Below are 16230 nucleotides of genomic sequence, written 5' to 3'. Positions count from 1 at the left end.
TCCGCCCGGATAGTTGAAGAAAAACACGCCGCCGACCAGTTCACCGGCGGCGAAAAGTCCGGGAATCGGGGCAAGATCATTGTCCAGAACCTGGGCCGTTTCCGGGTCAATGCGCAGGCCGCCAAAGGTGAAGGTAATGCCACAACCGACCTGATACGCTTCGAACGGACCCTGATCGATTGTGTTAGCCCAATTCGATTTCGGCACAGCCAAACCCCTGGTTCCGCGTCCATCCTTTACGTTGGGATCGAATGGCGTGTCGGCATCGACCGAGGCGTTGTAGGTTTCCATCTCGTCAAGGAACGCCCGCGTGTCAACGCCCTCCATCTTTTGCGCCAAATCCTCCAGCGTCGGGGCCACCACCTTGGTTACCCGCTTTATGCGATACTCGTCGCGCAGCAGATGCGTGACCTTTGCGTCAAAAATCTGCCAGGCAAACTGATCGGGCTGTTCGAGGATCACCCGGCCGTATTTGGCGTAAGTATAGTTTCGAAAATCCGCGCCTTCGTCGACAAAGCGCCGACCCGTGGCATTGACCATGATCCCCCAGGGATAGGAATGTTTCTGGAACCCGTCGCCAACATCCAGATCCCCGAACTCCGGTGCGTTGTAGTCCCAGCCGACCGCATGGCACCCCGACCAGTTGCCATAGGTTGACGCACCGATTTCCATCGCCATCTTGATGCCTTCACCAGTGTTGAAGCGCGAACCGCGCACGCGGGCCATTTCCCAGCCCGGCCCAAGATAGCGTGTGCGCATTTCGGTGCTGGCCTGAAACCCACCCGAGGCCAATATGACCGAGCGGGCCTTCAATTCGAACACCTCTCCCCTGTGGCGTACCTTGACGCCGGTCACCGCATGCCCGTCGGTGACCAGCGACAGTGCTCGCGTTTCATAGCGGATTTCAACACCCGCAGCGCGTGCAATGGTCGCGTGCGCATCGACCAGCCCCGGACCGCCGCCCCAAGCCTCCAGCGTCAGCCCGCCCCAGAACTTGAAGCGTCCGTCCACCTTGAACGCCTGACGACCGTAAATGGGCATGAAGCGGATGCCCTTGTCTCGCATCCAGAACATGGTCTCGCGCGAGGTGGTGACCAGCCTTTCGCATAGTGCCGGATCAGTGCGAAAACGGGTGACCCTGAACATGTCGTCAAAGAACTGATCCGTCGTATAGGTTCCGAAATCGGTTATGGCGGTCTGATCTTCGGAAAGGTCCGGACATAGCGCGCGAATATCGTCCACCCCGTCATAGGCGAACCGGATGGCGCCAGCGGTGTAGCGTGAATTGCCGCCATTCTCGCCCTCGGGGGCGCATTCCAGCATGAGCACGCTCGCGCCTTTTTCGCGCGCCGCGTGCGCGGCACAAAAGGCTGCATTTCCAGCACCGACGATGATGGTGTCCCAGGTCGTCATGTTTTCAATCCTTTTTCGGTGCATTGAACAGGTCCTTGCGCAGCGTCATCAGTGCGCCGGGATCAATCTTGCCCTGGATAACCGTAGTCTCATTGCTGGCAATGGCCGTGGCCAGCGCGGGCCCCATCTCGCCCGGGCCGTTCACCCAGATCCCCTTGCCGCCGCAAAGTTCAGCAAATTTGTCAAAACGTGGCGACTGGATTTCAGCGCCAAGCAAGCGCCCGCCAAAAAATTCTTGCTGATAGGCTTTCTCGGCCCCCCATGCTTCGTTGTCGAGAACGACAATCACGATCGGCAATCCGTGAGAGACGGCCGTTTGGATTTCGATCAATGTATGACCGATGGCACCATCGCCCATGAGTGCCACGACCGGGCGATCCGGTGCGGCGGCCTTGGCCCCGATGGCAGCAGCCAAGCCGAAACCGACCAGCCCGAAGTCCAGCGGCGTGATCAGGGACATGGGTGCATAGTGTGCCAGGCGGTCGGCGGCCTGCAGGCAGGTGTTGCCCGTATCGAGCGTTACGATAGCGTTCTCAGGCAGCATGGCACGGATTTCCGCCAAAGCCCGACGAGGATGCATGGGCCGCGAGGCAATCTGCGCTTCGCTGGCCCGTTCCGCAACAAGGCTGGCCATGTCCGTCTTGAAGGCAGCGCGCCACTCATCAGCGTCGGGCTTTGATGCGGTCGCGGTCAAGGCTTCGGCGGTCAGGCGTGCATCCGCCTGCACTGCGACTTCCACCGGGAAGTACCTCCCCACTGCAGAACCTTCAATGTCAACATGCGCGATACGCGTGTCAGCCCCTATGTATTCGTTGCTATGGAACGTGGAGTTGAATCCCAGCCGAGCACCCAGCACGACCATCACATCGGCCTCTTTGGTCAGACGGCTGGCCACCCGGTTGCCACGCGGTCCGGCCTGACCGGCAAACCATGTATGGCCGTGGCGCATGACATCGGCGTGACCCGTCGAAGCAACAACCGGCACCTCCAGCTTTTCCACCAGCGCGGTCAGAACGTCGCGGCCCTTGCTCCACTTGAAACCACCACCTGCAAAGATAACAGGGCGTTTTGCCGACGAGAGCAGCCGGGCAATCGCATCCACATCCTCCGGAGCAGCAGGTCCCGGTCTGGCGATGTTGACTGGTTTCGGATCGAAGGCCGGCACTTCGTCCGCGAACAGATCGCGCGGAACATGCAATACAACCGGCCCGCGCCGCCCGGAATTGGCCAGCCGGATTGCATCCTCGAGCATCGGGACCAGCCGGGAAGCATCGGTCACCATGACAGATCGCTTGCAGATCGGTGCGAATAGGGCGACCTGATCGACCTCCTGAAACGTGTCCTTGGCCTGATCTGACCGCGTGATTGCCCCGGCGATAACAACCATCGGAGAATAGGCCAAATGCGCCTCGGCCACGGCGGTGACAAGGTTGACCACACCCGGCCCGGCCTGCGCGCCCAGCACCACGCCGGGTTTGCCGGTCATCCGCGCCCAGGCATCCGCCATGTGACCCGCTGCACGTTCATCCCGCGCACCCACATAGGCGATCTCGCCGCCTCGGAACATCGCGTCGTAGAGCTCCAGCATCGAACCACCCAAAAGCCCAAAGACGGTGTCGATACCGTTGGCTTTGAAAACGCGGTAGACGGCCTCGCCGCCATTGATCGTGGCCATGGCTTACTCCTCGGATCGGGGGCGCAGGTTTTGGGGGTCGAAGATTGCCTCGTGGTGAATGGTGACGGGAATGGACCGGTTCAGAATCTGCACCGATAGTCCTGACCGGGCTGTTCCCTTGCGGACGAAAAGCCAACCGAGTGATTTTTCGACGGAATATCCGTATCCGCCCGACGTTGTCAGGCCCACCGGCTTGCCGTCCAACAACACCGGCTCACCACCATGAATATCGATGTCCTCGGCGTGAAGCTCGGCGTACAGAAGTTCCCACCCCGGCTTGCGGGCCAAAAGAGCATCACGGCCAACGAAATCTCGCCCCTCGGCGCGCACGAAACGATCCAACCCTACATCGAACGGGCCGACATCGGTGGTGAGTTCGCCGGAAGCCCGAAAGGCTTTCTCCATCCGCATACCATTGAAGGCATAAGAGCCCAGATCGGTGAGCCCATACTTTTCTCCGGCAGCAAACAGCCCATCGTACAGCTCGCCAATACGGTCCAAAGGCGTGTGAAGCTCCCATCCAAGCTCACCAACAAAGGACACCCGCAGCGCATAGCAGGGTATACCTGCAACAGAAATTTCCTGTCCCGACAGCCAGGGGAAGGCAGCGTTGGACAGGTCGACCTCGGTAAGGTCCGACAGAATACGCCGCGAGGCCGGACCGGAAAGCGCCAGCATGCCCCAATCGGCAGACCGGTTGATCATGGTCACGTCTTCGCCGGGGTGAATATGCGACTTGATCCAGTCGAAGTCCGGCTTGGCGCGGGCGATGGGCGAGCCTGTAAAATAGCGATCTTTGGCAATGCGCCAGATTGTGATCTCGGTCTCGAACTGGCCCATGGGCGTGAGCAGGTGGTTCAAGCTGATCCGCCCGTCACGCGCCGGGATCGTGTTCGCGGATAACCGCTCCAGAAGCGCGCCCGCATCCCGGCCCGTGATCTCGAACTGGGCAAACGCGCAGAGGTCGATGACGCCGGCCGCCGCGCGGGTCGCCTTGGCCTCGGCCTTGGCATTTTGATGCCAGGGTTGATGGCCCCAGCCGATCTGTTCAACCTCTCCGCCATTTCCGAAATAGCGCGGCCGTTCCCATCCTGCGACTTCACCAAACACCGCACCCTTGGCGGCCAGCCGGTCATAGAGCGGATGACGCCGGACCGGGCGCATGCTTTGGAACTGTTTGCCCGGACATGGCGTATCGTGTCGGCGCATGAACTCGTCTCTGGTGCGCTCAATGATGAAGGTGTCGCTGGCAAATTCGCCATAGCGACGCGGGTCTATCGAGCGTGTGTTGATCTCGGCCGCGCCATGCACCATCCAGTCGGCAAGCACTTTACCCGCACCGCCGCCCCAGGCCAGCCCGATGGACGATCCGCAGGACAACCAGACATTCGGAGCACCGGACGGACCGACCAACATGCCCCCATCGGGCGTGTGCGTGATCGCACCACGCACCACGCGCTTTATCCCGAGGTTGGCCAGTACCGGCATTTTGCCGAGGGCGATCATCAGGAAATCGCCAATCGAGTCGTAGTCCGCCTCGAACAATTCATTTTCGGCAGTCCACGGCGCACCCTGTGGCATTTCCCAGATCGTCGGGCACGTGTGACCCTCGTAGATGCCAATCAGCCCCGATCGCTGTTCTTGCCGAATATAGCCGCCAAATGCATTGTCGCGCATCACCGGCAGTTCCGGCCGCCCCTGAAACTCGGGCACAGTGTCGGTGATCAAGTAGTGATGCAAGCACGAGACCGAGGGGATTCTGAGCCCGAACCACTCGCCCACCTGATTGGCGTAGGACCCTGCGGCGATAACCACATGCTCGGCCAGAACATCACCATTTTCGGTCCTCAGCAGCCACATGCCCCCCTTGCGGCTGGCGCCGGTCACCCGGTTGTGGCGCTCTATCTTGGCTCCTCGTGCCCGCGTCGCGGCGGCCAGCGCCATCGTCACGCCTGAGGGGTCGATATGCCCATCCTCGAAGGTCTGGACCGCAGCCTTGACGTCATTGATCTTGTAAAAGGGATTGCCCCTAGCGACTTCTTCTGGTCCGACAAGTTCCATCGGCAGGTCCAACAACTTGCCGACCCCCATGATGGATTTCATCCAGTCCACCTCGTCGTCGGTAGTGGCGATCCGAAAGCCGCCGACCTCGTGCCAACCGATCGACTGGCCGGTTTCCGCTTCGGCACGTTTGTAGATTTCGATCGAGGTCTTGTTGATCCAGCCCATGATGCGGCTGCCAACTGCATGGGCGATCTGCCCCGCTGCATGCCAGGTCGAGCCGCTGGTCAGCTCCGCCTTTTCGAACAGAATCGTATCGGTCCAGCCATTTTCGGCCAACTGGAACTGGGCCGCGACACCCATGATGCCGCCGCCGATTATTGCCACCTGCGTGGTGCGAAGTGCATCGGTCATTGGAACGCCTCCTTGGCGGGCTTCAAGGAGGCCCGGGCCGCAAAACGCTGGCAGGCAATTTCGACCTCGAACCCATCAACGATGCCCTCGCATGCAAGCCGCTCCAGAGGTGCGGAAACCATGGCCAGCGCCACCGAACGCCCAAAACGGTAACTCCATGCTGTCGAGGTGATCTGACCAACAACCCGGCCCTCGAAGTAGATCGGTTCGTCGTGGAGCGGGATCGCAGCCGGATCATCAAACAAAACCGAAACGATCCGTCTGTTAGGGTCGTCGCGTGCCAGCGCATCCTCGCCAACAAATCCGGTACCGAATGCACAGAACGCCTCAAGCCCCGCTTCTTGCGACGTGGTGCCGGGGGTTAGCTCGTGCCCGAAGGCACGAAAGCCCGACTCGATTCGTAAACTGCCGATGGCGTAAAGCCCGGCATGGGTAGCACCGACTTTTGTCAGCGCCTCGTGCGCCGCCATTGCCATATCGGCGGGAATGTAGAGTTCGTAGCCGTCTTCGCCGGTATAGCTGAGCCGCCCTGCCCAGCAGCGTGCAAGACCGACTTCGACCGTTGCGAAATGAAAGCGTTTGATATCCGGTACCAGAGTGTTTGTGGTGGCCTGAAGCACCTCGCGCGCCTTTGCGCCCGCAAGTCCCAGGATCGCATAACCGCTTGTCACATCGGTGAATTCTACCCTGAACGCACCACGCAGCTCGCGCATCCGCTTCAGATCGCGCACCACTTCGCCCGCGCCGACGATCATCAGATAGGTCTCGGGCCCATGCCGCTGCACGGTCAGATCGCTTTCGATGCCGCCGCGCGCATTGAGGATCTGGGTATAGGCGAGGCGACCTTCCGCGATATCCATCTGCGCGGCACAGAGCCGGTTGAGAAACGTGCAGGCGTCCGGCCCCTGAACCATTATCTTGCCGAACGCGCTTTGATCCAGAACGGCGGCGCCATTGCGGCAGGCGTCAACCTCGCGACCCACCTGATCGCGCCATTTCGGCACGCCGAACGTCAATGGCAGATGCGCCGCCTCGCCGCCAAAATGAAGCGCTCGTTCCCAGCCGTCCCGTACCTCGAACCTGGCATCTGCGGCCGCCAGACCTGCATGGATGGGCGACCGCCGCTGCCCACGCGCCGTTTTCATCGTGCGACCGGGATAGGGATTGTCGTAGTGGCGACCAAGAACTTCCGGTATCCGCGCCTCCAGCGCGCCCAGCACGTTCATTTCCGGGCTAAAACGGCGGATGTCGGCCTCGTTCAGCTCCATCGTCGGCTCGCCAGCGATAATCCATTCTGCCATCGCCTTACCTGCACCGCCTGCCAATGCGATTCCTGTGGAGTTCATCCCGCCCATCAGGAACAGGCCGGGCACCTCGGGGCTTTCCCCAAGCATGAACTGACTGTCGAGCGTAAAGCTTTCGGGGCCGTTCAGGAGCATCCGCACCTCGGCCCGCTCTAGCGCCGGGATGCGGCGCAGGGCGTTTTCCATCATCGGCATGAAGTGATCCCAGTCTTCGTCCAAGAGATCAAAGCTGAAATCGGCGGGCAGGCGGTCAAGGGGCAGCCCCTTGGCATGAGGTTCAAACGAGCCGACCAGCAACCCCTCAACATCGTCGCGGGCATAAAGGTAAGCGTCCTGATCATTCAGTGTCGGCAAATGCATGCCCTTGCCCAGCGCCTGAACCTCTGCCAGCGGCTTGGTCAGTATGTAGAAATGCTCGCAGGCATAGAGCGGCATGTGAGCGCCTGCCATGGCCGCCACCTCACGCGACCAGAGTCCGCAGGCGATGACCACCTCATCTGCTTCGATTGCATGATCATCGATCTCGACCCCGCTGATCCGCCCGGCTTTTTTTCGCAGCCCTGTCACACGGGTGTCCTCATGGAACCGGACACCGCGCGCGCGCGCCCCTTTCGACAGTGCCAGCGCCACGTCCGACGGGTTCACCCGGCCATCGGCGGGCGACCAGACGGCGCCGATTACATCATCCACCCGGATCAGAGGCCAAAGCTCCTTGGCGCGGGCGGCATCTACAACTTCGGCATTCAGTCCGAATGCGCGGCCGAGCGACACCTGCCGTTTGATGTTGGTCAGACGGTCGGGATTGGTAGCAAGCGTCAACGACCCGGTCTGTGTCCAGCCGGTGGCCTGCCCGGTCTCGCGTTCCAACTCGCGATAGAGGTCGATCGAATAGTTGATCAGCCGCGTTAACGTCGCCGAAGGGCGCAGGCGGCGCACCAAACCCGCCGCGTGCCATGTCGTGCCTGAGGTCAGCTTGGAGCGTTCGAGCACCACGATATCCTTCCGCCCCTCGCGGGCCAGATGATAGGCGATGGAACAGCCGATGACGCCGCCACCGATAATGACCGTGCGGGCATGTGTGGGCAGGGGCATCAGATCACTCCATCCCGTGTCAACGCGGCGAAAACCACGTCAAATGCACCCAGTGCTTCGTCGATCAGGTCGGGCGTATGAGCGGCGGAGGTCACGCATGAAGTGTGGCTCATCAGATCGACGCCTTGCGCCAACAGGCCACCGCGCAGCCCGGCGACCAGCGCGGGCGGTACGCTGCGGATCTCCGCAGGCGTCAGGGTCAGCGGATCCGTCTGCCCGAACAGCATGTGGCAGGTCGAACTTTCGCCATAAGCCACACCGGTGATCCCCCGCTTTGCCATCAACCGGTTGATCCCGTCGCGCAGACGCGCTGCCATGTCATCGGCCTGACGCTGTGCCACGCCACTAGCCAGATGCGGCATCGCCGCAAGCGCCCCGGCGGCAATCAGCGGCGACGCGTTAAACGTTCCCTTGTGGCTGACCGGAGGCGACAGCCCGTCACGGGTCGCGGTATTGTTCATCATTTCCATGATCTCGGTGGTCCCACAGACCGCACCACCCGGCAGACCTCCGGTCACGATCTTGGCCAGCGTGGTCAGGTCGGGCACGATGCCGTCGCGCGCCTGCCGCCCGCCAGGGGACCAGCGGAACCCGGTTATGATCTCGTCAAAGATCAGAACGGCTCCGGCCTTGCGGGCGACGTCATGCATGGCTTTCAGGCGGTCCGTGGGCAGGGGAACCGAACCATAGTTCGCACCTGATGCCTCGATGATGACTGTACCGATCCGGTCGTCCTGCAACGCGCGTTCCATCTCGTACGGATCGGCGACACAGACTTCGATCAAATCGCCGAGCGCGCCGGGAACGCCAAGTGACGTTGCTCGCTGATTACCCGTTTTCGAGCCTTTCAGCGCATGATCATGCCAACCATGATAATGTCCGTCGATCCTGAGAATACGATCCTTGCCTGACCATGCCCGCCCCAGCCGCAGGGCCAGCATGGTCGCTTCGGACCCCGAAGCGGTGAACCGTGTGCGTTCGGCGCTCGGGAACAGGCGATTTATCCAATCCGCCCACTCAACTTCGCCCTCATGGCAATCGGCGCTGAAAATCGCCTGTGCCGCCTGCATTTGCAGCGCAGCCACGACATCGGGGTGACCATGGCCCAGCAATTGGCTGGCCGATCCCATCTTGAAGTCGATGTAACGGCGCCCCTCGACATCCCATTTCTCGGCGCCTTTTGCCCTGTTAATATAGATGGGATGAGGATCGCGAAAGCGCAGTTCGTGGCTGACCCCGCCGGGAAGCGCCGCGCGGGCGCGGGTGTTGAGTGACCTGTTGCTCATCCGGTACGTCCCATCTGTGCACGTGTCAGGCGAATGTCGAATTCTTGGTGAAGGCACCGGTCCAAGGCGTCGGGGATATGAACCGGGAAATGACTGTGCAATATCTCGCGAGCTCTTTGCCGGGCCGCGTCGCCCACGCGTTTGCCGCCGTCCTTTTCCCATTCGGTGGGGGAGCGACGGTCACCGACAGCCGGATAGAAGTAATCGGATTTCATCCGGCTATACGTATGCTGTTGGCCAAGATAGTGTCCTTCGCCGCGGCACACTCCGGCAATCACATCGGCGGCAATGTTTTCAGGGTTCGCCTCGATCCCGCGAATGGTGCGCAGGATATTTCCCAAAAGGTCGTTGTCGCTGACATAGGCCGCATGGCTGACGCCCAGAAGGCTCGACATCATGCCCGCTGCCTGGGTAACGATATTCGCCCCGGCATGTGCCGCCAGGGTCACCGCCAGAGACTTTTCCGCGCCATATTGCGCGTCCAGACACTTGGAGTCGGTGATCCCCGCTATCGAACTGGTCGGCAGATCCCAGTACCGGCCCATCTGTGCCGCCCCGGCCATCAGGACGGCCTGTTCGCCGCCGCCGCCGCTCATCGAACCTGTGCGCAGGTCCGCGACCAGCGGTTTGGGGGCAAAGATGGCCTTGGCCTGCGGGTCAACCAGCCTTGCAAAAACCAGCCCGGCCAAGGTTTCTGCCAGCGCCTGCACCAGCGATCCGGCAATTGTCGCCGGGCTTGTCGCCCCCGCCTGTCCCGCGCTGATCAGTTGCACCGGGAACCCCGCCAGAATCGCGGCCTCCAGCACCTCGCAAGCATCCTGAGCAAACCGCATTGGAGGCACGACATGACACACCATGACGGTCAGAAACGGACGTGCGCGAAACGCTGCCTCTTCACCCGCAACGCGATAGCACAAGCGGGCAATATCGGGAACGTTTTCGGCTTGCGAGATAGAGATGGACACGTGCTTGGACGTGCCGGCAAGACAGGCATAGGCCGTGTTCAGGTCCATCAGTGCGGGGTCTTCGATATCCCGCGCGACCACCGGTCGGCTGAAATGGTGGATGTTTTCCATCCGATCGACGATGCGGGCTGCATCATAGAGATCGCGCAGGGTCGAGGGACGGTATGCCTGCGTCTCAAGATCGAACACCCCCGGCGCCGCGCCCCCGGTCGACATATGCACGCGCGCGCCAGAGATTCGCAGGTCGTTTTCGGGGCGTCGACCGCACAAGTCGAACTCCCGCTGCGCACCGTCGATGGCCCATTTCACCAGCGCGCGCGGGAACAAAAGCCTGCCGTCGCCAGCCAGGGCACCTCCGGCAGACCGCACTCTGTCGATCATTGACGGAGTGGCCTGGCTCAACCCCAATGTTTCCAGCAGGTTCAGCGCACTTTCCTCAACCAGTGTCGCTTCAACCGGCGACAATGGTTTGAATCTTCCGGCTTCAAGACCTGGCCAGACAGAAGGGTTGCCTTCAGGTGTTTCGACCTGCCCAAGGCGAGTCTTTCTGCCACGTCTGCGTAAATTTTCGACCATCTGGGTATAATTCCCAAGCAAGACTCAGGAATGATGATCACGCTGTCACGCTATTTACAAAGGCAGCTTACTCAGCAAATGATGAGTTGAACTCATCGGTAGACAGAATGCTTCCGTCCCTGCCCGCACTCAGAGCCTTTGACGCCGCTGCCCGCCTCGGAAGCTTCCGTGCCGCAGCTGAAGCCCTGTCGATCAGCGCTACGGCGATCAGCTACCATGTACGCGGTCTGGAAGAGCAGTTGGGTACAAAGCTTTTCCACCGTGTGGGGCGCAACGTCACCCTGAGCGAAGACGGTCAGCGCCTGGCGTCTGCGACAGGAGAAGCTTTCAGCCTGCTCGAAGTGGCGGTCGAAAGCTTCCGAGTGGGACGACGCAAAACTGTTCGCGTGGCCGCCGGGCCGATATTCACTGCAAGATGGCTGATGCCGCGGATCAGTGATTTCTGGGAAACCTATTCCGGAGTCGAGCTGGAATTTGTACCGACATATCGCCCTGGTGATCTTTCAGGCAACAACGCAGACATTGTGATCCGCTGGGAGCGCCTGCAGGACATGGCGGTTGGAGCACACAAGCTGATCGAATTGCAACCGATCGCCGTCGCAAGCCCCGACTTCATTGCCCGGTTCGGTCCCTGTGCAAGTGCCGAGGACCTGCTTGCGGTGCCGATCCTGCATCAGCGCAACCACTGGGGTTGGATCGACTGGTTTGCCGCACAGGGTATCAAGATACCCCAGCCGATGCGCGGCGCGGTATTCGAAGACGCAAATGTGCTGATACGTGGGGCCGCACAGGGTCAAGGCGCCATTGTCGGCTGGCTCCCTCTGATCGAGCAAGATTTGAAAGATGGGCGAGTAACTCGTCTGTTTGACGAACAGATCACTCCTACACACGGGTATTTTGTCGAAATTCAGGAAGAGGCAAAAACGAGACGAGAGGCACGCCTGGTCTTCGACTGGTTGATCGCCAGCAGCCAGGTTGCGCTGTAACAATGGTCTTCGGATCACTCTGCCGTTCATTCAAACGTGCTGCCAAAGGATCAGAACCTGAAACGGTAAACTTATTCGATACAAACCGCCATAATGTGACTGAGATTACATACATAATCCCGCGACAAGCTCACTCTAAAAGCAAGTTATTTGTTATTGGAGCGCTTGTTATGCCCACACCCAGACGTTCCCGCCTGTTTTCAATGATCTCGAATATGTTCCGCTCCGTCCGCCAATGTGCACGGATGCAGCATCGAGTGAACCGTCACCACTAGCAGTTCCAAAGACGCATCGGATTTTCGCGTTCTATCCTGCGACCCGAAAACTATGCGCGGGTCGGCGCCCGTCTGTGAGTTCCCCGATCGAATTCACCAAGGAATGCCGGTCAATCCCGAAGTGCCGGGACAGATCGCCAATGGTGCCGGTTTGCCCGAAATGCTCCACACCGTGCGAAATCGTACGGTGACCAGCGACTGACCCGAGCCAGGCCAATGTTGCCGGATGGCCGTCGATGGCCGTGACGATCGTGCAATGTCGCGGCAGATCGCCCATGAGCGTCTCGACATGCGATCTGGCGTGGGGATTTCCGCGCGCGCGTTCGCGTTGCGCGGCGGTCCATCCGGCGTTCAGACGGTCGGCTGAGGTTACGGCCAGCACACCGACATCACGACGCAACTCGCCAATCGTACCTGCAGCGGCAATCGCCTCGTCGGCAACCGCGCCCTGATAGGCGATGACCACCGAGCAATTGGGGCCGGGCTTTCGCAGCCAGTATGCGCCGTCAATCGTTCCCTGCAAAAACGCGTCATCGACACGCTTTCCGGGCTGCTCCAGCGGCTTTGTGGTCAGCCGCAGATAAACCGACCCGCCAGTTTCATCCCGCAACCATGTCCGCTCGTCCGGATCGCCTTCGCCATCGCGTTGAAGATAGTCGAAGGCCCATTGCATGATGACGGCCAGTTCATCGGCAAAGGCAGGTTCAAAGGCCGCTAGCCCGTCCTGCGACATACCGATAAGCGGTGTGCCGATCGACTGATGCGCCCCGCCTTCTGGGGCCAGCGTGACCCCCGAAGGAGTTCCGACAATGAGGAAACGGGCATTCTGATAACAGGCATAGTTCAATGCATCGAGTCCTCGGCAGACAAACGGATCATAGACAGTTCCAATGGGAATGATCCGTTTGCCAAACAACGAATGCGAAAGACCGGCAGCGCCAAGAAGAAGCATCAGGTTCATCTCGGCAATTCCAAGCTCCAGATGCTGGCCCTGGGGGGCAAAGTTCCATTTCGCGGTAGACGGAATTCGATGTTCGATGAATGCATCGCGCTGTTCCTGCCGTGAAAACAGCTTGCGCCGGTTCACCCAGGGCCCAAGCCCAGTGGTTCCCGTTACATCGGGCGACGTGGTCAGAATGCGGGACGCCAGTTCGCTATTCCCTTTCGCCAGATCATCCAGGATCTTGCTGAATGCAGCCTGAGTGGACATCTCCCGCCCCGTTTCAATCGAGATGCCGGGTACCGGCAGAGGCGCGTCGGAGTACCTGCGCGGCCCTTTCGCAAAAAACGGAGAACTAGCAAGAAAGCGCCGCAGGCTTGCCGGATCAGTGACGGTGGCGAACGGGTCCCACTCCTGCCCCTCCGGCACCCCCATATGGGACTGCCATTCGACCATTTGCGCCTTGGTCATCAGCCCGCCGTGATTGTCCTTGTGACCCGCAATCGGCGTACCCCAACCCTTGATCGTGTAGGCCAGAAAACAGGTCGGGCGGTCGTGATCAATGGCGGCAAAGGTGTCGGCCATCGTCTCGACGCAGTTGCCGCCGAGGTTTTCCATCAGCGCGGCCAGTTCCGCATCGCTGCGCCGATTCAACAGGGCCGTCACGTCCCCCTGATCGCCCAGATCATCCATCAACCGCTGGCGCCATACAGAACCGCCCATATAGGTCAGGGCTGAATAAACCGCATTCGGGCAGGCATCGATCCAGTCTTTCAGCTGTTCGCCGCCGGCTTCTTCAAATGCCGCCCGTTGCAATACGCCATATTTCACGCGCACCACGTCCCAGCCGAAGGCTTGGAAAACCTTTTCGACCCGTTCAAACAGACCTTCGCGCACGATGCCGTCCAGCGACTGTCGATTATAATCGATGATCCACCAGCAATTGCGCAGGTCGTTCTTCCAACCCTCCTGAAGAACCTCATAGACGTTGCCTTCGTCCAGTTCGGCATCGCCAACCAGCGCCACCATGCGCCCGGTTATGGCGTCGTTCCCCCAGTCCTTGGCCTTGATGTAGTCCTGAACCAGCGAGGCAAGCGCCGTGATCCCGACGCCGAGACCCACCGACCCGGTCGAGAAATCGACGTCATCCACATCCTTGGTCCGACTGGGGTAGCTTTGCACACCGCCAAAACCGCGGAAATTCTCCATGTTCTCGCGCGTCTGATTTCCCATCAGATATTGCATCGCGTGAAAGACCGGGCTGGCATGCGGTTTGACGGCTACCCGATCCTCGGGTCGCAGCGCCGAGAAATAGAGCGCCGTCATGATCGACACCATCGAGGCGGAGCTGGCCTGATGCCCGCCGATTTTTATCCCGTCCGTCTTGGGCCGGATGTGGTTCGCGTTATGGATCATCCAATGCGACAGCCACAGCAACCGCTGTTCGATGGTTTTGAGATACATCAGATCGGCGGTCATGATCGCGCTCCTTACTCGGCGGCAAAGCGCATGTTACGCGGCAATGCCTGATCCAGATCGGCCAGAATATCCTCGACCTCTTCCAACCCTACCGAAAGACGGATTAATCCGTCGCTGATTCCATGCTCGGCGCGTTCCTCTGGCGTATAAGTAGAATGCGTCATCGAGGCCGGGTGTTGAATGAGCGTCTCGGCATCGCCCAGCGAGACCGCGCGCTGGATCATTTTCAGGCGGTTCATCAATGTGGTTCCCGCCTGCAATCCGCCTTCGATTTCAAACGCGATCATCGCGCCGGGTTTGGCCATCTGGCGTTCGGCCACGTCATGCTGTGCAAAGCTTTCCAAACCGGGAAAATGAACCGCAGATACTGTCGGATGCGCCTCCAGCCAATCGGCAACCACGACGGCCGAAGCGCAATGGCGATCCATGCGCAGCGCCAGCGTTTTCAACCCGCGCAGGATCAGCATCGCGTTAAAGGGTGCCATGACCGCGCCGGTCATGTCCTTCATACCCACGAGACGAATTTCCTTGATCTGCCCGGCGGTGCCGGCGACCAACCCGGCAACGACATCCCCATGACCCCCGAGATACTTGGTCGCGGAATGCAGAACGATATCCGCACCCAATTCTATGGGTCGGGTCAGATAGGGCGTCGCATAGGTGTTGTCGACCACTACGGTGGACCCGGCCTGATGTGCGATTTCGGATACTGCCGCGATGTCGACCAGCCGCATGTTCGGGTTGGCCGGGGTCTCGAAATAAACCACGCGGGTCTTGCTGCTGATTGCCTTGCGCAGATTCTCGGGATCCGTCATGTCGACATGGGTGATGGTCACGCCCCATTTGGTCAGCCCGTGACGCATATAGGCAAAGGTGCAGCCATAAAGTGTTTTGTCGACGATCACCTCGTCGCCGGGACTGAGAAGGGTCCACAAGACGGCCGTCACTGCACCCATCCCGCTGCTCAGTGCCAGACCGGCCTCGGCCCCTTCCAGCGTGGCGATGCGTTTTTCCAACAGATCACAGGTCGGGTTCGAGATACGGCTGTAGATGTGGCCCTCACGCTCACCAGCAAACATTTCACCGCCTGCTTCGGCGGTTTCAAAGGCAAAGGTCGATGTCAGGTGCAAGGGTGGCGTCAGCGCACCCTCGTTCTGTTGCGGATCATAGGCGTGATGGATGGCGCGGGTGGCGAATCCCTTGGACGTGCTCATGGCAAACCTCATATCTGTGCTTGAGGCATGATGAACCACTCTCCTAGATAATTAATTGCAAACTATGCCAGTATTAGTTACTATTTTGGCATATTCTGCCAATGGACTCGCAAATGGACGCCAAAGACCGTCAAATCATCCGCGCCTTGCAGAAAAACGGGCGCATGACCAATCAGGACCTCGCTGAAGAAGTGAACCTATCGCCCTCACCCTGTCTGAGACGAGTTCGAATTCTCGAGTCCTCAGGGGCAATCCGGGGATATATGGCCGATGTTGACCCGACTACTTATGGTCTGCCAGTCACGGTCTTTGTCCGCATCCGGCTGGAGCGGCACAATGAAGAAGACGTGCAGCGGTTCGAGCGGCGTATCCAGATGATAGACGAAGTGCTCGAGTGCCATATCCTGACAGGCGCTACCGATTATCAACTCAGGGTCGTGGTATCGGGGCTGGACGCTTACGAGGATTTCATCCGCAATCGCATACACCCGATTGGCGGCATTGCCTCGATCGATACCAGCTTCGTCTACAGCACGGTGAAGCGGACAGCCGTGTTTCCATCGACCGATTGAACAAGAAAAACCGCCCGGCAAACCCGGGCGGCCTGTAA

Annotated in this window: 10 protein-coding genes; 2 read left to right on the top strand and 8 right to left on the bottom strand. The window is 60.1% G+C overall.

The window, feature by feature from the left end:
* The 6 genes from tcuA to AC2FNB_RS12120 all read right to left on the bottom strand — a co-directional run.
* A partial coding sequence (tcuA, locus tag AC2FNB_RS12145; RefSeq protein WP_496746612.1) for an FAD-dependent tricarballylate dehydrogenase TcuA occupies window positions 1-1413 on the bottom strand: 1413 nt, incomplete at its 3' end.
* 4 nt (window positions 1414-1417) lie between these two features.
* The gene (locus AC2FNB_RS12140; RefSeq protein WP_496746610.1) at window positions 1418-3088 is read right to left on the bottom strand and encodes a thiamine pyrophosphate-binding protein; all 1671 of its coding nucleotides are present in this window, start codon (window positions 3086-3088) and stop codon (window positions 1418-1420) included.
* 3 nt (window positions 3089-3091) lie between these two features.
* Window positions 3092-5503 carry an FAD-dependent oxidoreductase gene (locus AC2FNB_RS12135; protein ID WP_496746608.1) on the bottom strand — a complete coding sequence of 804 codons (2412 nt, stop codon included), beginning with the start codon at window positions 5501-5503 and terminating at the stop codon, window positions 3092-3094.
* Entirely contained in the window at window positions 5500-7899 is a 2400-nt protein-coding gene (locus AC2FNB_RS12130; protein WP_496746607.1) for a GcvT family protein, read from the bottom strand. The genes AC2FNB_RS12135 and AC2FNB_RS12130 overlap by 4 nt, the downstream gene beginning before the upstream one ends.
* On the bottom strand, window positions 7899-9185 hold the full coding sequence (locus AC2FNB_RS12125) for an aspartate aminotransferase family protein (RefSeq protein WP_496746605.1): 1287 nt from the start codon (window positions 9183-9185) through the stop codon (window positions 7899-7901). The genes AC2FNB_RS12130 and AC2FNB_RS12125 overlap by 1 nt, the downstream gene beginning before the upstream one ends.
* Window positions 9182-10726 (bottom strand): trimethylamine methyltransferase family protein, encoded by a 1545-nt coding sequence (locus tag AC2FNB_RS12120; protein WP_496746603.1) that lies wholly within the window; start codon window positions 10724-10726, stop codon window positions 9182-9184. The genes AC2FNB_RS12125 and AC2FNB_RS12120 overlap by 4 nt, the downstream gene beginning before the upstream one ends.
* A gap of 107 nt (window positions 10727-10833) precedes the next feature.
* On the opposite strand from AC2FNB_RS12120, the gene AC2FNB_RS12115 reads away from it, so the two are divergent.
* The gene (locus tag AC2FNB_RS12115) at window positions 10834-11712 is read left to right on the top strand and encodes a LysR substrate-binding domain-containing protein (protein ID WP_496746601.1); all 879 of its coding nucleotides are present in this window, start codon (window positions 10834-10836) and stop codon (window positions 11710-11712) included.
* Window positions 11713-12018: 306 nt separating this feature from the next.
* Here AC2FNB_RS12115 and AC2FNB_RS12110 read toward each other — a convergent pair whose 3' ends face one another.
* Window positions 12019-14406, bottom strand: a complete 2388-nt coding sequence (locus tag AC2FNB_RS12110) for a thiamine pyrophosphate-binding protein (protein ID WP_496746599.1) — start codon at window positions 14404-14406, stop codon at window positions 12019-12021.
* A gap of 11 nt (window positions 14407-14417) precedes the next feature.
* The gene (locus AC2FNB_RS12105) at window positions 14418-15620 is read right to left on the bottom strand and encodes a methionine gamma-lyase (protein WP_496746597.1); all 1203 of its coding nucleotides are present in this window, start codon (window positions 15618-15620) and stop codon (window positions 14418-14420) included.
* Between the two features lie 113 nt (window positions 15621-15733).
* Between AC2FNB_RS12105 and AC2FNB_RS12100 the strand changes: the two genes are divergently transcribed.
* Window positions 15734-16192 (top strand): Lrp/AsnC family transcriptional regulator, encoded by a 459-nt coding sequence (locus AC2FNB_RS12100; protein ID WP_480748870.1) that lies wholly within the window; start codon window positions 15734-15736, stop codon window positions 16190-16192.
* Window positions 16193-16230 lie beyond the last annotated feature (38 nt).

The sequence above is a fragment of the Ruegeria sp. BHSB058 genome (assembly GCF_059613285.1).
This window is presented reverse-complemented; position numbering and strand designations above follow the sequence as displayed.